Source organism: Pseudomonas sp. GM30, assembly GCF_000282275.2.
GTDB lineage: Bacteria > Pseudomonadota > Gammaproteobacteria > Pseudomonadales > Pseudomonadaceae > Aquipseudomonas.
On sequence record NZ_AKJP02000007.1, the window covers coordinates 45,366 to 62,631 of the forward strand.

A 17,266-nucleotide genomic window follows, 5' to 3' on the forward strand; every position below is an offset into this window, starting at 1 on the left:
TTCAACAAGGAGTGTGTATGGCTGGGGGATTGCTGCGGGCATCGCTGATCGGCCTGCTGGCGCTAAGCGCACCGGTGTGGGCGGCGAAGAAAGTCGATCTGGATTACCACGTGCGCCTGTTGCCGCAAAGTGATCAGGCCGAAGTGCGCCTGACCCTGGCCAAAGGCGAGGCGGTGCGAAGTCTCGATTTCGACCTCGGCGACGGCAGCCACTACAGCGACTTCAAGGCCGACGGCCAATGGCTGCTGACCCCGGGCAAAAACGCACGGGGCGTCTGGCGCCCAATCAGTGACAAGGCCAGCCTGACCTACCGCGTCACCATCAGCCACGGCCGCAAGAGCGGCAGCTTCGACACACGCATGACCCCGAGCTGGGCGCTGCTGCGTGGTGATGATCTGGTGCCGCCGGCCAGGCTCGATCAACAGGATGGCGTCGAACTGGTGTCACGTCTGCAATTCGAACTGCCAAACGGCTGGCAAAGCGTCGAAACTGCCTGGCCGCGCATCGGCAAGAACAAATTCCGCATCGACAACCCGTCACGCCTGTTCGACCGCCCGACCGGCTGGATGCTCGCCGGTCACCTTGGCAGCCGTCGCACGCGTCTGGGCGAAACCGAAGTCACCGTGGCTTCGCCGCAAGGGCAGGGCATGCGGCGCATGGATGTGCTGACATTGCTGACATTCGTCTGGCCGCAGGTGCAAGCGGTCTATCCCCGGCATCCGAAAAAACTGCTGATCGTCGGCGCCAACGACCCGATGTGGCGCGGCAGCCTCGGTGCGCATGAGTCCATGTACCTGAACACGCGTTTGCCGCTGGTCAGCGAGAGCGGCAGCAGTGCGCTGGTGCGTGAGTTGGCGCAGGTATTCGGGCGAATCAACGACGAGCAGCGCAGCGACTGGATCAGCGAAGGCTTTGCCGAGTATTACGCGATCGAACTGCTGCGGCGTGCCGGGGGCATGAGCGATGAGCGCTATCAGGCGTTGCAGGTGAAATTGACCCGGGACAGTCAGAAAGTCACGACCTTGCGCGGCGAACAGATCAGCTCTGCGCAGCTTGCGAAAGCGGTAATTGTCTTGCAGGAACTGGATCGCGAGATTCGTCTGAAGACGCGCAACAAACGTTCGCTGGATGATGTGTTGCGCGGGGCGATGCATCTGGGGACGGTGAGTACCAAGGAATTTGTGCAACTGGCCGAGAGTGTTCTGGGCGAGTCTTCCAAAGTCCTCGATACCGCGTTGTTGCAGTAAAGATCAAAAGATCGCAGCCTGCGGCAGCTCCTGCACCAATCTCTGCAGGAACTGCCGCAGGCTGCGATCTTTTGCTTTTAAACCCCGGCTTTCGGCGATTTCACCGAATCGTTGCCGGTCACCGTCGCGGTGCTGGTCGCCGCCTCGGCATTGGCCTTGAGCTGGCTCAGTTCTTCCCCCGCACGCTCGATCTTCGCCCGCACGTTGTTGATGTCTTGACGGCTTTTTTCCAGCAAGCTTTTCACCGAGCTATGCCCGGTGATGCCCCGAGCCATCGCCACGCCGCCAATTGCCACCTGAATCAGACCGAACACGCCGCCACGGCGCAGGCCCTTGCCGACCATGATCACGCCACCGGCCAGGGAACCGATGCGCTCCCAGCCTTCGACGTTCTGCTCGGAGCGGCTCTGGAACGGGGTGGATTCGATACGTTGGACACGTTTGAGTTCGGTCATGATCTGTCTCCCAGGCAATGTGCAATAGATAGATAAGCTGACTGCCGCAGCGGCCGGCTCGTTCCATCGGATGTGCGACGTTTCAGCGGAATTTCGGCCCGGAGCGGGTATTCAGGCCCTTGGCCATGCGGTCGTAGAGCACGACGTTGACCGTGGCGGCGAGGTTCATGCAGCCGGTGGTCGGGATGTACACCACGTCTTCGCACCAGTCGCGGATCTCTTTATCCAGCGAACCGTCTTCCGGGCCGAAGATGTATAGCGCACGGTCCGGGTGGGTGTATTCCGGCAGCGGGCGGGCGCCCTCGACCAGTTCCACGGCGACCGGTACGCAGTTGAGCGGGAGGATCTTCTTCAGGTCGTCGATGCCGATCAGCGGAATGTCGTAGTGCACACGCTTGGTGTCGGTGACGAAATCGGCGGCGCGCTCATAGCGCTTGCCGGTGTAGAACACCGACGCCACGCCGTAACAGCCTGCGGCGCGCATCACCGAACCGACGTTCTCCGGTGATTTGGGGTTGTACAAACCAATGCAGCTGTAACGTTTGTCTGCCACGAGCGGGGTGCCTTCGGGAAAAAGAGGGCGATTATACGGGGATTGGGCGGTTGTGGTCAGATCAAGGATTGGCGGTGCCCGAACGGCCGCCTTCGCGAGCAAGCTCGCTCCCACAGTGGTTTTGTGTATGACACCGATCCAGTGTGGGAGCGAGCTTGCTCGCGAAGGGGCCAGTCGGGCCAATGAAGAACTTTAATCTTCTTTTTTCATCAACCCGGCGAGGGCAGCAAACGGGTTATGCGTGGCCTTGGCGATTTTCGGCGTGCTCAGCGAACCGTCGCCGAAGTATTGCTGGTCGGTGTAGCGCGAGTGTTCGTTGTCGTGGCAGTACAGGCACAACAGCTCCCAGTTCGAGCCGTCCTGCGGGTTGTTGTCGTGGTTGTGGTCGCGGTGGTGCACGGTCAGTTCGCTCAGGCGCTTGCCGGAAAACTCACGGGCGCAGCGGCCGCAGACGTGCGGGTACATTTTCAGGGCCTTGTCGCGGTAGCCCATTTCCTTGTCGCGCTGGTTGTCGGCAAGGATGCGATCGAGCTTCGACGTGTTGGTCGGGGTGGACGAACTCATGGGTTCACCTTTGTAAAAGACTAATGACGGTTATGTGCAGAGTTTAGCTCAGCCCTTGAGCTTCTCGGCAATCCAGATCGTGTGACGGGTGCCCTTGTTGCCGTGGGCGAAGACCTGGACTTCTTCGGCCTTGAACCCGGCCTTCTTCAATTTGTCGGAAAACTGCCGGTCAGCACTGGCCGACCACACCGCCAGCACACCTTTGGGCCGCAGGGCCTTGGCGCAGGCGTTGAGGCCAGCGGCGGAGTACAGCCAGCTGTTGGCTTTCTGGGTCAGGCCTTCGGGGCCGTTGTCGACGTCGAGCATGATCGCGTCGAAGCCGTTCGGCTCGCTTTGCAGGACCTTGGCCACGTCGTCCTGACGGATCACTGTGCGCGGGTCGAGCAATGGTCGTCCGGACTTTTCACCGAGCGGCCCGCGATTCCACTCGACCACGCCGGGCACCAGTTCGGCGACCACCACTTCGGCGCTCTTGCCCAGATGCTTGAGCGCCGAGGCGAGGGTGAAACCCATGCCCAGACCGCCGATCAGCACCCGTGAATTCGGCCGGCCGGCGACCTTGCGGCAAGGGATTTCGGCCAGCGCATCTTCGGAACCGTGCATGCGCGTGTTCATCAATTGCCCGCCCTCGCCGCCCTGGATCTTGATGACGAAATCCTCGCCATACTCGAACAGGCACAGGGCGCCACCGTTGTCAGGGATCGGCGTGGTGTCGAGCAGAACGAAACGTTTCATGGAAATCTCTACAAGGGGGAAGGCAAGCAGGCCCGTTGGGAGTAGCCTGAGCGCAGACTAAAGGCCAAACGGAGCCCTTGATGAAGCGCACCATTCTAACGGTCATTGCCCTGGCCGCGCTCTCGATTACTGCAGTGCAGGCGCAGCAGACCATTCCGGTCAGCCCGACGCCGCAACCCGGCTCGCCGGGAACCGCCACGCCGACCCCGTATCCGCAAATCACCCCGATCAGCGCACCGAAGGCCGGTGCCGGCAGTGGCAGCCCGCCGCTGGTGCCGATCGAAATGCCCAGCCCGCCGAGCAAGGATCAACCAGTGCCGGGCATCGAACCGGGCAGCACCAAGACCAAATCTCCCGGCGGTTAAACCTGTTGCGCCGCCAGTTGGCCGTCGGCCATGCGCAGACGTTTGGAGAGGGACACGGCGAGGGCGCGGATGATCTTGGCGGCGATCTTCGGCGCGTCGTTGAGCATTTTTTCCAGCGAGTCCTTGCCCAGGTTCAGCAGTTGGCAGTTGCTCGCGGCGATGCAGGTGGCCGAACGGCGCTCACCATCGAGCACCGCCATTTCCCCGAACGCCCGACCGCTGCGCAGGGTGGCCATGGTGATGACCTGGCCGTCGGGGCCAGTTTTCTGCACCGCGACCTGGCCGGTGTGGAGAATGCACATGAAACTGCCGGCATCACCCTCACGGAAGATCGCTTCGCCCTCAGCCACGGTGCTGATGCTGAAGTAGCCCGAGGCCGCGGCGAAGTCCGCCAGTTGCAATTGATCGAACAGGCCACAGTCCATCAGCCAGTCGCGAATTTCGTTGTTCAGTAAGGTCGGTTCTGACATGTCGTTGCGGTCTTTATTGTTTTCACATTTTCAAGGCACTACACGGATCCTTATAGGAGTGAGCCTGTGGTGAGGGGATTTATCCCCGATCGGCTGTGCAGCAGTCGCAAATCAGCCAATGCGGTCTGCCTGAAAGAATCGCATTGCAGATCTGGGGCGGCTTTGCCACCCATCGGGGATAAATCCCCTCACCACACAGGCTCACTCCTACAGGGATCTGTGGTGTATCGGCCTCTTGGGTCTGGAGTTAAGACCCAAGTGACCGACGGAGTTCCTCAGGCCAGGCCCAAAACCTTGAACACAAATGCATATTCGAGTGCTACGTCACGTAATCCCTGATAACGCCCGCTCATGCCGCCATGTCCGGCACCGAGTTCGGTCTTGAGCAGCAGCAGGTTGTCGTCGGTCTTGGTCGCGCGCAGTTTCGCCACCCACTTGGCCGCTTCCCAGTACTGCACGCGACTGTCGTTGTAGCCGGCGATGACCAGGGTTGCCGGATAATTCTGCGCGGTGACGTTTTCGTACGGCGCGTACGCCTTGATCCGCTCGTAGACCTCCGGCTCTTCAGGGTTACCCCACTCGTCGTATTCGGTGACGGTCAGCGGCAAGTCCGGGTCGAGCATGGTGTTGAGCACGTCGACGAACGGTACTTCGGCAATCGCCACGCCGAACAGATCCGGACGCTGGTTCAGCACCGCACCAATTAACAAGCCGCCAGCACTGCCGCCGCTGATCGCCAGTTTCTCGGCGGTGGTGATGCCGTTGAGGATCAGGAATTCGGCGCAGGCAATGAAGTCGCTGAAGGTGTTGTGTTTGTGTTCCTGTTTTCCAGCGCGATACCACGCCTCGCCCAGCTCACCGCCCCCACGCACATGGGCGATGGCGAAGGCCATGCCGCGATCCAGCAGGCTCAGGCGCGCGTGGGAGAACCACGGATCGAGGCTGGAACCGTAGGCGCCATAACCGTACAGATACAGCGGCACCGGTTTGCCGACCATTTCGCGTTTGATCACCAGGCTGATCGGCACCTGCGTACCGTCCGGCGCCGTGGCCCACAGGCGTTGGCTGACATAAGCGTCGGCGTCGAACGGGCCGAGCACCGGAGTTTCTTTCAGCACGGTTTGTTCGCCGCTGGCCAGCAGCAATTGGCGCACCTGTGCCGGACGATTCAGCGCCTCGTAACGCAGACGGATGCGGTCGCTCTCGAACTCCAGGCTGTTTTGCACATAGAGGCTGTAGGCCGCGTCCGGCAGTTGCACGCGATACGGCGTCTGGCCTTGCGGGTGAACTTCGATGACCGGCAAGCCGCCTTCGCGCAGGCTCAGGGTCATGGCCGCGGTGTTCAGCGTCACGCCGTCGAGCATCACCGTATCGCTGTGCGGGATCAGGTTCTGCCAGTCGGCCTCGCTCGGCACGACACCGGTGTCCTGCGCCTGATACAGGGCGAAGTTGATGCCGTCGCGATTGGTGCGGATGAACCAGGTCCACACGCCATCCAGCGCACCGTGATCGACATCGTATTCGTGATCCTCGACCCGTGGCGCCATGCAAGTGAAGGGCAGGTGCGGCTGATGCGCGTCCAGCGCCCAGACTTCACTGGTGGTCTTGCTGCCCAGGGTCAGCAGCAATTGCTGCTCGGAACTGGAACGGTAGCAATGCAGGAAGAAACGTCCGTCCGGCTCGTGGAACACCTCTTCGGCGGCGGTGCCGTCGAGGCGATAGCGATACAGTTTGTGCGGGCGATGGGTGTCGTCGAGCACGCCAAAGAACAGCGTCAGGCTGTCGTTGGCCCAGGTCATGCTGCCGTCGCAGTCCTGAAACTCCAGTTCGCTGACCTTGTCATTGGCCAGTTCCTTGACGAACAGCGTGTAAATCTCGTCGCCCGAGGCATCGACGCTGTAGGCCAAACGCTGGTGGTCGGGGCTGATGCTGAACGCGCCGAGCGAGAAGAAGCCGCCATTGGCCAGCACGTTGGGATCGAGCAGCAATTGCTCGCGGCTTTCGTCGAGGGTCAGGCTGTCGTCGGCCGGGCGCGGGCAGCGGTAATGCCGAGCGTATTCGTCGCCAGCGGTGGTGCGGGTGTAATACAGATAAGGGCCCCAGGGCGAGGGCAGGGACAGGTCGGTTTCGAGGATCCGGCCCTTGATCTCCTCGAACAGGCTTTCGCGCAGGCCGGCCTGATCGGCGGTCTGTGCTTCCTGATAGGCGTTTTCAGCCTTGAGGTAGTCGAGCACCGCGTCGGTGTCGCGTTCCTGCAGCCAGGCATACGGGTCGGCACCGGCAGCCTTGCGGGCGATCGGGGCGCGGATGACGTGGGCGGATTCGGGCATGGAAGGCTCTCGGACAAAATACGGAATAGGGGTTTCGCAGCGCTTTAAACCATCGTACTTCCCTGTGGGAGCGAGCTTGCTCGCGAAGGCGTCCTGTCAGATGACATTTGTTTCACTGACCCGACGCTTTCGCGAGCAGGCTCGCTCCCACAGGGTTTGCTGTTGGCCGTCTGGCATTGGGACAAGCCTGACAGGCGAAAAGTCGTTACTATAAGCGCCTCTTTGCCTGCCTTGCCATGGACACCATGACCGAGAACGACTATCTGATCGCCTGGGGCCTCTACGCCTTTGCTGCTGTGGGCTGCCTGTTGGTATGGATGCGCCTGACCCGCTGGATGTGGCGCTGGCTGCGCGAGCCGCTGCGGGTGCTGATGGCAGTGTTGCTGTTCAGCCCGACCATCATTGACCCGGTGAAAGCCAAGGTTGCGCCGTCGATCGCCATCACCGCGCTGGACTTGGCCTTCAAGGTCGGCAATAACGCCTGGCGGGCGATTTCCGATCTGTTCATGTACGGCATGATTGCGTTCGGCATCTACCTGATTTTCGTCTTGATCCGCTTCCCGATCGAACGCGCCTCCCGCGCCCGTCGCGAGCAGGCCGAAGCCGCCAAGGCTGCGGCGCGTGCCGATGATCGCGACGACGATCAGCCGTTTGGCGGTGCCGGTGATGACCGTTACGGTCGCCCGCCCTTGCCGAACAATCCGCAGCGCATGCGCGTCGAGCCGCGTCTGTAACCACGAGAGTCCGCACATGTGTGAACTACTGGGCATGAGTGCCAACGTGCCGACCGATATCGTGTTCAGCTTCACCGGCCTGATGCAGCGCGGCGGGCGTACCGGCCCGCACCGCGACGGCTGGGGTATCGCCTTCTATGAAGGTCGCGGCTTGCGTCTGTTTCAGGACCCGGCCGCGAGCAGCGAATCGGAAGTCGCCAACCTGGTCCAGCGCTATCCGATCAAGAGCGAAGTGGTCATCGGCCACATCCGTCAGGCCAACGTCGGCAAGGTCTGCCTGTCCAACACCCACCCGTTCGTCCGCGAACTGTGGGGGCGCAACTGGTGTTTCGCGCACAACGGCCAGCTCGCCGACTTCACCCCGATCAAGAGTTTCTACCGCCCGGTGGGCGACACCGACAGCGAAGCAGCGTTCTGCGATCTGCTCAATCGGGTGCGTGCAGCCTTCCCCGAACCGGTCGATATAGAAGTGCTGCTGCCGGATCTGGTCGCTGCCTGCGCCGAATATCGCAGCAAAGGTGTGTTCAACTGCCTGCTCAGCGACGGCGACTGGCTGTTCTGCTATTGCTCGACCAAACTGGCACAGATCACCCGGCGCGCACCGTTCGGCCCGGCGCGGCTCAAGGATGTCGATGTGATCGTCGATTTCCAGGCGGAAACCACGCCCAACGACGTGGTCACGGTGATCGCCACCGAGCCTTTGACCGAAAATGAAACCTGGACCCGTTACCAACCGGGCCAATGGAGCCTGTGGCGACGCGGCGAATGCGTCAGCCAGGGCACGACCGAATAAAGGATCTCTCCTCGATGTTGCTCAGTTATCTACGGCTGGTGTTGTTTGCGGCGGGCCTGTTGATCGGTGTCCAGGTGCCGGGTTTCATCAACGATTACGCCAAACGCGTCGAAGCCCATCTGATCGAAGCGCAGACCGGTCTGCGTGGTTTTCAGGGTACTGCCGAGCAGTTCTTCAAGGGCGATTTGCAGGCGCTGGTCGCGCATTACCGCGCCAGTGACGATCCGGTATTTCGCAGCGATGCCGACAGCCTGAGCACCTTGCTCAACCGCCAGACAGCGCTGGATAAACAGTTCCAGGCGATGCAGGGCCCGTGGTACATCCGTTTCCTGCAAGTGGTGCTGGCCGCCGACCCGGACATCCGCAAAGAAACCTGGAACGGCTACAGCTACCAGATCCTGCTGACCCCGGAAGCGATGATCTGGGGCATGAGCGGCGCGTTGCTGCTGTCGTTCGGCATCGAGTGCCTGATTCGTCTGATCGACTGGGTAGTGCTGGGCGGCCGGCGGTTGCGCCAGAGCCGGCCGATAGAAGACCGCGACGTGCGCGGCTTGTAAGGCTGGCCAACCCCGTGGCGAGGGGATTTATCCCCGATGGGGCGCGAAGCGGCCCTCAATGGTGTGTCAGATCAACCTGATTGCTCAGGTTTCAGGACTGCTGCGCAGCCCATCGGGGATAAATCCCCTCACCACAGGTGTGATTACTGAGTGAGGGTGATGTACTTTTCACCCACCTTGCGCGCATACCCCTCCAGCACCTGCTGACACAACGTCACCATCTCCTCGACCCACTCCACGCCGACTCGCCACGACACCACCACCTGCAGATTCGGCGGGTGTTGCTCGATGTCGAGCAAGGTCAGCTCACCCCGCGCCAGTTCCTCGGCCACCAGCACCGGCGGCAGTACGCCAATACCAAAACCATCGCGCAACAACCGGGTAATCGCCGACACCGAATTCACGCAGTTCAGGCGCGGCGCCAGCACACCGTTGGCCTGCATCAATGCCAGCAGATCCTGATGCGGTCGGGAGTTTTTCGAGTAGGTGATGATCCGTTCCTGCGCCAGTTCAGCGAGGTCGGCGTAGTCGCGGTTATAGATCGAGTTGCTGGCGACGATCCAGCCCAGCGGATGGCTGGCCAGCTCCAGACTGCGCACGCTTTCGTGGCGCACCAGATCGGTTTGCAGAACGATGTCGAGAAAGCCTTTTTGCAGCTGATCGCAGAGGTTCAGCGAGGTATCCGCCACCAGCTCGATTTCCACCCGTGGATACAGATCGGTCATCTGCGCCACCAACGGGCTGAGCCAGGTGTGGATCACCGTGTCCATCACACCGATGCGCACCCGGCCGACCTTGCTCGAACGGGTCTCGATCGATTGCTTGAGGGCTGACATCGTATCGAGCATCTGCTCGGCATAATCCAGCACTTTCAGGCCTTCGGGCGTCAGGCTGACGCCGCGTGAATCACGCAGAAACAGCTTCACCCCCAGCTCGCCTTCGAGCACCGCGATGCGGCTGGAAATCGACGCCTGGGTGGTGAACAGCTTGTCGGCGGTCAGGCGAAAACTCTTCAGCCGGGCGACCCAGACAAAGGTCTCGAGAAACTTCAGGTTCATGGCAACGGCTCGGGTGACAAATTTTTCTTATGCCTAAGGCGGGTTTTTATTCGTTGGACGCAGCAGGGCCGGGCGACGAAAAATCGGCGCATCCGGTTCCCACGATAGGCGTCGTCGGAACTTCGAACAAGACCAATAAAAGCCTGCGGAGACTTGCCATGCGTGCGCCCGACACCCTCGACCTCCCCAAGAGCACGGCCCGCCCCGGCCCGTTCGACTGGTATCGCAACATCAATCAGCAAGAGCGTCGTACCTTCTGGAGCTGCAAGATCGGCTATGGCCTGGACGGCATGGACACGCAGATGCTCAGCTTCGTGGTGCCGACCCTGATCGCCATGTGGGGCATCACCACCGGACAGGCCGGGCTGATTCACACCAGCACCCTGATCGCCTCGGCCATCGGCGGCTGGGTCGCGGGGATTCTCTCCGACCGCATCGGCCGCGTGCGCACCCTGCAACTGACGGTGCTGTGGTTCGCCTTCTTCACGTTTCTTTGTGGTTTCGCGCAGAACTACGAACAGCTGCTAATCGCTCGCACCCTGATGGGCTTCGGTTTCGGCGGCGAATGGACCGCCGGCGCGGTGCTGATCGGTGAAGTGATCCGCGCCAAGGATCGCGGCAAAGCGGTGGGCATGGTGCAATCCGGCTGGGCGCTGGGGTGGGGGCTGACGGCGATTCTGTATGCGTTGCTGTTCTCGGTGTTGCCACCGGAAGATGCCTGGCGAGCGCTGTTCATTCTCGGCATCGTCCCGGCGATTTTCGTGATCTTCGTCCGGCGTCTGGTGAAAGACCCGGAGATCTACCGTGAAGCCAAAGCTGCGCAAACTCCGCAGAATCCGGCGAAGTTCTACGAGATCTTCGCCCCGGGGATGCTGTTCACCACGTTCCGCGCTTCCTTGCTGACCACCGGGGCGCTCGGCGGTTACTACGCGATCACCTCGTGGCTGCCGACCTTCCTGAAGAATGAACGCGGCTTGAGTGTGCTGGGCACTGGCGGGTATCTGGCGATGGTGATCGTCGGTTCCTACGTCGGCTATGTGATCAGCGCCTATCTGACCGATCTGCTGGGACGGAAAAAGAACTTCATCCTGTTTGCGGTCGGCTCGTTCACCATCGTTCTGCTGTACACGCAGATGCCGGTCAGCAACGGGGTGATGCTGTGGTTGGGCTTTCCGCTGGGCTTCTTCGCCTCGGGGATTTTCAGCGGCATGGGCGCGTTTCTCACCGAGCTGTTTCCGACGCGGATTCGTGGCTCAGGGCAGGGCTTCTGCTACAACATCGGTCGGGCGCTGGCGGCATTGTTTCCGCTGTTGATTGGTTTGCTCAGCCAGAAAGTCCCGTTGAGTGTGGGTATCGGCGCGTTTGCTGCGGTGTCCTACGGCGTGGTGATCCTCGCCGCATTGAGCCTGCCGGAGACCCGTGGCAAGCAACTGGATGCGCAGTAACTGATAACCTGCCGGGCAAGCGTCCTACAGATAAAAAGACAAGAAGCTACAGGAGTGTTCACCGTGAGCCGCCTGCTATTGAATTGTGATATCGGCGAGAGTTTCGGCAACTGGACCATGGGTCTGGACGCCGAGGTGATGCCCTTCATCGATTGCGCTAACGTCGCCTGCGGGTTCCACGCCGGCGACCCAGGCATCATGCGCAAAACCGTCAGCCTGGCACTGAGCCACGGCGTGCAGATCGGTGCGCATCCGGCCTATCAGGATCTGGTGGGTTTCGGCCGGCGTTCCATGGCTTATTCCGCGCAAGAGCTGCAAGACATCCTGCATTACCAGATTGGCGCCCTCGATGGCATCTGCAAGGCGCAGGGCGGGCGGGTCAGTTACGTCAAACCTCACGGCGCGATGTACAACGACATGATGGCCAACCCGGCGCAGTTGCGCGCGGTGATTCAGGCTGTCGCCGCTTACGATCGCTCGTTGCCGCTGATGCTGATGGCCACTCGCGACAATGCGGCGGCGCAGCAACTCGGCGATGAATACGGCGTGACCCTGTGGTTCGAAGCCTTCGCCGACCGTGCCTACGACAGCGCCGGCAAACTGGTTTCGCGACAACTGCCGGGCGCGGTGCATCACGACCCGGAAAAAATCATCGAACAAGCCCTGACCATCGCCCGTGGCGGCGACCTCGTGGCCAGCGACGGCAGCGCATTGCAATTGCAGGCCAACACCTTGTGCGTACATGGCGACAACGCCAGTTCGGTGGCCGCCGTGCAGCGCATCCGTGAGGCCCTGAATCAGCAGAGTGCGCCATGAACCCACGGATTGAAGTGGTGGCCCTGGACTGCCTGATGCTGCGTCTGTTCGATGAAATCGCCGAAGCAAACATGCCTTGGATGCTTGCCGCCAGTGAGCGTTTGCGCGCGGTGTTCGGTGCACAGTTGATCGATCTGGTGCCGTCTTACACCACGTTGATGGTGCATTACGACCTGACATTATTGAATCCGGGCCAGGCGCGTGAATTGATCGCTGAAGCGTTGATCGACCTGTCGCCGAATGCCCGAACCAGCGGCCAGTGCCATGTGCTGCCGGTCTGGTACGACCTGAGTGTCGGCCCCGAACTTAGCCTGTTGGCGCAGCGCAGCGGGTTGGCGGTGGAGGAGGTGATCCGCCGCCACAGCGCTCGCGAATACCAGGTGTTTGCCCTCGGTTTTGCGCCGGGGTTCGCCTTCATGGGGCTGGTGGAGGAGGTGCTGGCAGCGCCCCGTCTGGACACCCCGCGCAAGAAAGTCGCAGCCGGCAGTGTCGGCATCGCCGAACGGCAGACCGCCGCTTATCCGGTGGTGTCCCCCGGCGGCTGGAACCTGATCGGCCGCACCCCGGCGAAACTGTTCGACCGTTATCGCGACGGCTACAGCCTGATGCAGCCCGGCGACACCGTGCGCTTCGAAGCAGTGAGCCACGCCGAGTTCATCAACCTGGGCGGCGATGACACGCCACTGGAGGCGCTGGCATGAGCCGACTGACGATTGAGGCGAGCACGCCGCTGTGTCTGTTGCAGGACGCCGGGCGCTTCGGCGTGCGCCATTTGGGCGTGACCCAGGGCGGCGCGGCGGACTGGTGCTCGATGAGCTGGGCCAACTGGTTATTGGGTAACGGATTAAATGCGCCGGTGATCGAAATCACCCTCGGCGGGTTTGCCGTGGTGGCGCAGGAAGATTGCCTGCTGGCGCTGGCCGGGGCGGATCTCGGCGCGCAGATTGACGGGCAGGCGCTGGCGCCGTGGCGCAGTTTCAAACTGGGCAAGGGCCAGACATTGAGGTTCGCTCAACCGCTGCTCGGGGCCCGGGCTTATCTGGCGGCGCCCGGTGGTTTCGACGCGCCGCAGGTGCTGGGCAGCAGTGCCACGGTGGTGCGTGAAGAACTTGGCGGGCTGGATGGCATGGGGTTGCCGCTGACCAAGGGTGCGACGTTGAGTTATCGCGGCGCGGTTCTGCAGGTGCGTGAAGTGCCGCTGGCGCATCGACCTGATCTGCGCCTGAATACGCCGCTGGATCTGGTGCTCGGCGCACAGATTGGCCAGTTCAGCGGGCAGAGTCTGTTCGATGTGTTCAACAGTCCGTGGACGCTCGACAGTCGCGCCGACCGCATGGGTATTCGGTTGTTGGGCAAGGCGTTGCAGTATCAGGGCCGGCCGATGATTTCCGAGGGCATTCCGCTGGGGGCGGTGCAGGTGCCGCCGGATGGGCAGCCGATCGTGTTGCTCAATGATCGACAGACGATTGGCGGCTATCCACGGTTGGGAGCGTTGACGCCGTTGGCGCTGGCGCGACTGGCGCAGTGTCTGCCGGGGGCGCAGGTGCGGTTGCGGCCGGTGGTGCAGGACGTCGCGCACCGGGAGCACATCGAATATCTACAGCGGTTTTAGATGTGGCGAGGGAGCTTGCTCCCGCTGGGACGCGAAGCGGCCCCCTCTAATCTGAAAAAAGTATGGGACTGCTACGCAGTCCAGCGGGAGCAAGCTCCCTCGCCACGCACTCATTGGATTATTTGGACAAAAACCGCATCCCTTCTTCCAACCCGCGCAGGGTCAACGGATACATCTGGTCCTCGATCAAATCGCGCACGATATTGGTCGACGAGGTGTAGCCCCACGTGTCCTTCGGATACGGATTGATCCAGATGAGCTTCTTGTACTTCTCCATGAAGCGCTGCATCCACAGGTAACCCGGCTCTTCGTTCCAGTGCTCGACGCTGCCGCCGGCCTGGGTGATTTCGTAGGGCGCCATGGCGGCGTCACCGATGAAGATCACTTTGTAGTCGGCGCCGTACTTGTGCAGCAAATCCTGGGTCGAGAAACGCTCGGACGTGCGGCGCAGATTGTTCTTCCACACCGACTCATAAATGAAGTTGTGGAAGTAGAAATACTCCAGATGCTTGAACTCGGTCTTGCAGGCCGAGAACAGCTCCTCGCAGATCTTCACGTGCGCGTCCATCGAACCGCCGATGTCGAACAGCAGCAACAGCTTGACCGTGTTGCGCCGTTCCGGACGCATCTGGATATTCAGCAGGCCGGCGTCTTTGGCGGTGTGGTCGATGGTGCCGTCGATGTCCAGCTCTTCCGCCGCACCCTGACGGGCGAATTTACGCAGACGACGCAGGGCGACCTTGATGTTGCGCGTGCCCAGCTCCACCGAATCGTCGAGGTTCTTGTACTCGCGCTGATCCCAGACCTTGACCGCTTTGCCCTGACGCTTGCCGGCATCGCCGACCCGAATGCCTTCCGGATTGAAGCCGCCGGAACCGAACGGGCTGGTGCCGCCGGTGCCGATCCATTTGTTGCCGCCGGCGTGGCGCTCTTTCTGTTCTTCCAGACGCTTCTTGAACTCTTCGATCAGCTTGTCCAGCCCGCCGAGGGACTGGATTTGTGCACGTTCCTCGTCGGTCAGCGAGCGCTCGAATTCCTTGCGCAACCAGTCTTCGGGAATCAGCGCCTGCAAGTGATCGTCGAGCTTTTCCAGGCCATTGAAGTAGGCGCCGAAAGCACGGTCGAACTTGTCGAAATGCCGTTCGTCCTTGACCAGAATCGCCCGCGACAAGTAGTAGAACTCGTCCATGTCGGCGAAGGTCACGCGCTGTTTCAGCGCGTTGATCAGGTCGAGCAGCTCGCGTACCGACACTGGCACCTTGGCTGCACGCATTTCATTGAACAGGTTGAGCAACATGGCATCAGCCTCAGCGAGAACCGCGACGGCTCATGAACGCCAGGCGCTCAAGCAACTGCACGTCCTGCTCGTTCTTCACCAGCGCACCGGCCAGCGGTGGAATGGCCTTGGTCGGATCGCGCTCGCGCAGCACTGCTTCGCCGATGTTGTCGGCCATCAGCAGCTTCAACCAGTCGACCAGTTCCGAGGTCGACGGCTTCTTCTTCAGGCCCGGCACCTTGCGCACGTCGAAGAACACGTCCAGCGCTTCGCTGACCAGGTCCTTCTTGATGTCCGGGTAGTGCACGTCGACGATTTTCTGCAGGGTGCTGCGGTCGGGGAAGGCGATGTAGTGAAAGAAGCAGCGGCGCAGGAAGGCGTCCGGCAGCTCTTTCTCGTTGTTCGAGGTAATGATGATGATCGGACGTTTCTTGGCCTTGATGGTCTCGTCGATCTCGTAAACGTAGAACTCCATCTTGTCGAGTTCTTGCAGCAAGTCGTTGGGGAACTCGATGTCGGCCTTGTCGATTTCATCGATCAGCAGAATGACGCGTTCTTCGGACTCGAACGCCTCCCACAACTTGCCCTTCTTCAGGTAGTTGCGCACGTCGTGGACTTTTTCGTTGCCCAGTTGCGAGTCGCGCAGACGGCTGACCGCATCGTACTCGTACAGGCCCTGATGAGCCTTGGTGGTGGACTTGATGTGCCAGGTGATCAGCTTGGCGCCGAACGATTCGGCTAGCTGCTCGGCGAGCATGGTCTTGCCGGTGCCCGGTTCGCCCTTGACCAGCAGTGGCCGCTCCAGGGTGATGGCGGCATTGACCGCCAGCTTCAGGTCATCGGTGGCGACGTAGGCCTGGGTGCCTTCGAACTTCATCTGCTAATCCTCGAACGGTAACGCCGACCTGCACGGGCAGGGCGGAGGCGAAAAAATCGGATGCCCCGACTATAACGCGCAGCCCGGTCGACTGTGAACGCAGACGGCTTATTCAGTCTCTGAATGGGGCGTCACATGTTGACTCAGTTTCGGCCTGACGCCAGACAACGCCCCTGTGGCGAGGGGATTCATCCCCGATAGCTGCAAAGCAGCGTGGATTTTCAAGAACTACCCCGCATCCGGCTTCGGCCGCTCATACCGCGCATTGAAAGCCTGAATGAAGCCATTGCGCAAAATCTGCAAAAACGCTTCGAACGCACTGATATTTTGCTGATGCACGTTGCCACTGAGTTCGACCTTGGTGGCGAACTGGTTTTTGGCCTGGTTTTTCAGTACGGTTTCCGTGCCGCCGACGATAGCCTCCCAGACTGAGCGGAAGATGCTCTTGTCCTTGTTCTCCACGTCCTGCTGCCAGTTGAACACCTCGACATCGCGCAAAAGCGGTTTGATGTAGCCGCTGACCTGGGCTTTTTTCGCCTGGGCTTCGATCACTACGTCTCCATGCCCGGCGTTGAAGTCGAACTTGCCGTAGGCCGAGGCGAAGTCGTTCATGCTCTTGAGTTCGATGTCGCGGGCGCGCAGGCGGAACTGGAAGTCCTCGAAATTGCTCAGCGGATCGAAAGTGGCCGTGGTTTCCAGTGGTGCGTGGCCGAGCAGCTTGGCCTTGCCTTCGAAACGGGCATCGCGCTTGCCCTGTTTGTCGACCACGTTGGTCAGGTTGTAGATGCTGGCATCGACGTTGCTGGCGTTCATGTTGACCGGCGGCTTGGAGTTGAAATTGCGGAAACTGATCTTGCCGTCATGGATCTGCACTTCATCAAGGGTGATCGGCAGCAACTTGCCCAGTTGCGCCCGCCAGTCGGTGCCTTTACCGGTCTGGGAATTCTGCTTGTTGGCTCCGCCGTCGACGAAGTTGATCTCGGGATTGAAGAACTGCACCTGTGCCACCACGGCATGGTCGTACCACAGCGAGTGCCAACTGACCGCCAGATCGATCACGGGTGCGTTGACGAACGGCACCGGCACCTTGCCGTCGACCTTGACGATTTTCAGCCCGTTGATCTTGTAGGCGCCGCGCCACAAGGCCAGATCGACATCGGTGATCTGGCCGCGGTAATCACCCATGTCGGCCAGTTTGCCGTTCAGGTAATCGCGCACCACGTAGGGCAGGGCAATGTGCAGGGCGATCAGCAGCACAACGACGACGACAAAGATCCCTATTGGCCAGCTATAGCGACGCTTCATGGCAAAAATTCCCTGACGATGTAAGCGATTGACTGTGGCGCGGCGCAGACGTTCGACCCGACTGGACTGCGCCC

19 protein-coding genes are annotated in these 17,266 nt (G+C 61.1%); 9 read left to right on the forward strand and 10 right to left on the reverse strand.

Annotated features, from left to right (window positions below):
- Positions 1 to 17: 17 nt before the first annotated feature.
- Complete coding sequence (locus tag PMI25_RS05655) at positions 18 to 1,247, forward strand: hypothetical protein (RefSeq protein WP_007963312.1); 1,230 nt, start codon at positions 18 to 20, stop codon at positions 1,245 to 1,247.
- 77 nt (positions 1,248 to 1,324) lie between these two features.
- Here the strand turns inward: PMI25_RS05655 and PMI25_RS05660 are convergent, their stop codons facing one another.
- From PMI25_RS05660 to PMI25_RS05675, 4 genes are all read right to left on the reverse strand, one after another.
- On the reverse strand, positions 1,325 to 1,702 hold the full coding sequence (locus tag PMI25_RS05660; protein WP_007963314.1) for a YgaP family membrane protein: 378 nt from the start codon (positions 1,700 to 1,702) through the stop codon (positions 1,325 to 1,327).
- An 82-nt stretch (positions 1,703 to 1,784) separates the two neighbouring features.
- The gene (locus tag PMI25_RS05665) at positions 1,785 to 2,255 is read right to left on the reverse strand and encodes an RNA methyltransferase (protein WP_007911337.1); all 471 of its coding nucleotides are present in this window, start codon (positions 2,253 to 2,255) and stop codon (positions 1,785 to 1,787) included.
- Between the two features lie 192 nt (positions 2,256 to 2,447).
- Complete coding sequence (locus PMI25_RS05670) at positions 2,448 to 2,819, reverse strand: YajD family HNH nuclease (RefSeq protein WP_003222612.1); 372 nt, start codon at positions 2,817 to 2,819, stop codon at positions 2,448 to 2,450.
- 48 nt (positions 2,820 to 2,867) lie between these two features.
- The gene (locus tag PMI25_RS05675; protein WP_007963319.1) at positions 2,868 to 3,554 is read right to left on the reverse strand and encodes a spermidine synthase; all 687 of its coding nucleotides are present in this window, start codon (positions 3,552 to 3,554) and stop codon (positions 2,868 to 2,870) included.
- A gap of 80 nt (positions 3,555 to 3,634) precedes the next feature.
- Between PMI25_RS05675 and PMI25_RS05680 the strand changes: the two genes are divergently transcribed.
- Positions 3,635 to 3,919, forward strand: a complete 285-nt coding sequence (locus PMI25_RS05680) for a hypothetical protein (RefSeq protein ID WP_024164429.1) — start codon at positions 3,635 to 3,637, stop codon at positions 3,917 to 3,919.
- Here the strand turns inward: PMI25_RS05680 and PMI25_RS05685 are convergent.
- Together PMI25_RS05685 and PMI25_RS05690 are read right to left on the reverse strand one after the other, a co-directional pair.
- A complete protein-coding gene (locus PMI25_RS05685) occupies positions 3,916 to 4,389 on the reverse strand; it encodes a cyclic nucleotide-binding domain-containing protein (RefSeq protein WP_007969596.1) in 474 nt (157 codons plus the stop codon). The genes PMI25_RS05680 and PMI25_RS05685 overlap by 4 nt on opposite strands.
- 275 nt (positions 4,390 to 4,664) lie before the next feature.
- Positions 4,665 to 6,719: a S9 family peptidase gene (locus PMI25_RS05690; RefSeq protein ID WP_007969597.1), complete on the reverse strand. Its 2,055-nt coding sequence runs from the start codon at positions 6,717 to 6,719 to the stop codon at positions 4,665 to 4,667.
- A 236-nt stretch (positions 6,720 to 6,955) separates the two neighbouring features.
- Here PMI25_RS05690 and PMI25_RS05695 point away from each other — a divergent pair, with 236 nt between their 5' ends.
- Genes PMI25_RS05695 through PMI25_RS05705 form a run of 3 tightly spaced genes read left to right on the forward strand, consistent with a single transcriptional unit; the run spans position 6,956 to position 8,803 of the window.
- Positions 6,956 to 7,453: a hypothetical protein gene (locus tag PMI25_RS05695; protein ID WP_007969598.1), complete on the forward strand. Its 498-nt coding sequence runs from the start codon at positions 6,956 to 6,958 to the stop codon at positions 7,451 to 7,453.
- A gap of 16 nt (positions 7,454 to 7,469) precedes the next feature.
- Positions 7,470 to 8,246: a class II glutamine amidotransferase gene (locus PMI25_RS05700; protein ID WP_007969599.1), complete on the forward strand. Its 777-nt coding sequence runs from the start codon at positions 7,470 to 7,472 to the stop codon at positions 8,244 to 8,246.
- 14 nt (positions 8,247 to 8,260) lie between these two features.
- Positions 8,261 to 8,803, forward strand: a complete 543-nt coding sequence (locus PMI25_RS05705; RefSeq protein ID WP_007969600.1) for a DUF2937 family protein — start codon at positions 8,261 to 8,263, stop codon at positions 8,801 to 8,803.
- 143 nt (positions 8,804 to 8,946) lie between these two features.
- On the opposite strand, the gene PMI25_RS05710 is transcribed toward PMI25_RS05705, so the two are convergent.
- Positions 8,947 to 9,861 carry a LysR family transcriptional regulator gene (locus tag PMI25_RS05710; protein WP_007969602.1) on the reverse strand — a complete coding sequence of 305 codons (915 nt, stop codon included), beginning with the start codon at positions 9,859 to 9,861 and terminating at the stop codon, positions 8,947 to 8,949.
- Positions 9,862 to 10,019: 158 nt separating this feature from the next.
- On the opposite strand from PMI25_RS05710, the gene PMI25_RS05715 reads away from it, so the two are divergent.
- The 4 genes from PMI25_RS05715 (at position 10,020) to PMI25_RS05730 (ending at position 13,734) form a co-directional block, all read left to right on the forward strand.
- Complete coding sequence (locus PMI25_RS05715) at positions 10,020 to 11,306, forward strand: MFS transporter (protein WP_007969604.1); 1,287 nt, start codon at positions 10,020 to 10,022, stop codon at positions 11,304 to 11,306.
- A 63-nt stretch (positions 11,307 to 11,369) separates the two neighbouring features.
- Positions 11,370 to 12,122: a 5-oxoprolinase subunit PxpA gene (locus PMI25_RS05720; RefSeq protein ID WP_007969606.1), complete on the forward strand. Its 753-nt coding sequence runs from the start codon at positions 11,370 to 11,372 to the stop codon at positions 12,120 to 12,122.
- Positions 12,119 to 12,823, forward strand: a complete 705-nt coding sequence (locus PMI25_RS05725) for a 5-oxoprolinase subunit B family protein (RefSeq protein WP_007969607.1) — start codon at positions 12,119 to 12,121, stop codon at positions 12,821 to 12,823. The genes PMI25_RS05720 and PMI25_RS05725 overlap by 4 nt, the downstream gene beginning before the upstream one ends.
- A complete protein-coding gene (locus tag PMI25_RS05730; protein WP_007969608.1) occupies positions 12,820 to 13,734 on the forward strand; it encodes a biotin-dependent carboxyltransferase family protein in 915 nt (304 codons plus the stop codon). Before PMI25_RS05725 ends, PMI25_RS05730 begins: the two co-directional genes overlap by 4 nt.
- 118 nt (positions 13,735 to 13,852) lie before the next feature.
- Here PMI25_RS05730 and PMI25_RS05735 read toward each other — a convergent pair whose 3' ends face one another.
- From PMI25_RS05735 to PMI25_RS05745, 3 genes are all read right to left on the reverse strand, one after another.
- The gene (locus PMI25_RS05735; RefSeq protein WP_007969609.1) at positions 13,853 to 15,031 is read right to left on the reverse strand and encodes a vWA domain-containing protein; all 1,179 of its coding nucleotides are present in this window, start codon (positions 15,029 to 15,031) and stop codon (positions 13,853 to 13,855) included.
- 10 nt (positions 15,032 to 15,041) lie between these two features.
- Entirely contained in the window at positions 15,042 to 15,887 is an 846-nt protein-coding gene (locus tag PMI25_RS05740) for an AAA family ATPase (RefSeq protein ID WP_003222636.1), read from the reverse strand.
- Positions 15,888 to 16,115: 228 nt separating this feature from the next.
- On the reverse strand, positions 16,116 to 17,192 hold the full coding sequence (locus tag PMI25_RS05745) for a DUF748 domain-containing protein (RefSeq protein WP_007969610.1): 1,077 nt from the start codon (positions 17,190 to 17,192) through the stop codon (positions 16,116 to 16,118).
- Positions 17,193 to 17,266 lie beyond the last annotated feature (74 nt).

What these genes read in the sequence shown, in the direction of transcription:
- PMI25_RS05740 (WP_003222636.1), bottom strand. Translation starts at nt 15,887, where the DNA reads ATGAAGTTCGAAGGCACCCAGGCCTACGTCGCCACCGATGACCTGAAG.
- PMI25_RS05655 (WP_007963312.1), top strand. Translation starts at nt 18, where the DNA reads ATGGCTGGGGGATTGCTGCGGGCATCGCTGATCGGCCTGCTGGCGCTA.
- PMI25_RS05670 (WP_003222612.1), bottom strand. Translation starts at nt 2,819, where the DNA reads ATGAGTTCGTCCACCCCGACCAACACGTCGAAGCTCGATCGCATCCTT.
- PMI25_RS05695 (WP_007969598.1), top strand. Translation starts at nt 6,956, where the DNA reads ATGGACACCATGACCGAGAACGACTATCTGATCGCCTGGGGCCTCTAC.
- PMI25_RS05690 (WP_007969597.1), bottom strand. Translation starts at nt 6,719, where the DNA reads ATGCCCGAATCCGCCCACGTCATCCGCGCCCCGATCGCCCGCAAGGCT.
- PMI25_RS05660 (WP_007963314.1), bottom strand. Translation starts at nt 1,702, where the DNA reads ATGACCGAACTCAAACGTGTCCAACGTATCGAATCCACCCCGTTCCAG.
- PMI25_RS05715 (WP_007969604.1), top strand. Translation starts at nt 10,020, where the DNA reads ATGCGTGCGCCCGACACCCTCGACCTCCCCAAGAGCACGGCCCGCCCC.
- PMI25_RS05675 (WP_007963319.1), bottom strand. Translation starts at nt 3,554, where the DNA reads ATGAAACGTTTCGTTCTGCTCGACACCACGCCGATCCCTGACAACGGT.
- PMI25_RS05730 (WP_007969608.1), top strand. Translation starts at nt 12,820, where the DNA reads ATGAGCCGACTGACGATTGAGGCGAGCACGCCGCTGTGTCTGTTGCAG.
- PMI25_RS05680 (WP_024164429.1), top strand. Translation starts at nt 3,635, where the DNA reads ATGAAGCGCACCATTCTAACGGTCATTGCCCTGGCCGCGCTCTCGATT.
- PMI25_RS05745 (WP_007969610.1), bottom strand. Translation starts at nt 17,192, where the DNA reads ATGAAGCGTCGCTATAGCTGGCCAATAGGGATCTTTGTCGTCGTCGTT.
- PMI25_RS05735 (WP_007969609.1), bottom strand. Translation starts at nt 15,031, where the DNA reads ATGTTGCTCAACCTGTTCAATGAAATGCGTGCAGCCAAGGTGCCAGTG.
- PMI25_RS05710 (WP_007969602.1), bottom strand. Translation starts at nt 9,861, where the DNA reads ATGAACCTGAAGTTTCTCGAGACCTTTGTCTGGGTCGCCCGGCTGAAG.
- PMI25_RS05685 (WP_007969596.1), bottom strand. Translation starts at nt 4,389, where the DNA reads ATGTCAGAACCGACCTTACTGAACAACGAAATTCGCGACTGGCTGATG.
- PMI25_RS05705 (WP_007969600.1), top strand. Translation starts at nt 8,261, where the DNA reads ATGTTGCTCAGTTATCTACGGCTGGTGTTGTTTGCGGCGGGCCTGTTG.
- PMI25_RS05700 (WP_007969599.1), top strand. Translation starts at nt 7,470, where the DNA reads ATGTGTGAACTACTGGGCATGAGTGCCAACGTGCCGACCGATATCGTG.
- PMI25_RS05725 (WP_007969607.1), top strand. Translation starts at nt 12,119, where the DNA reads ATGAACCCACGGATTGAAGTGGTGGCCCTGGACTGCCTGATGCTGCGT.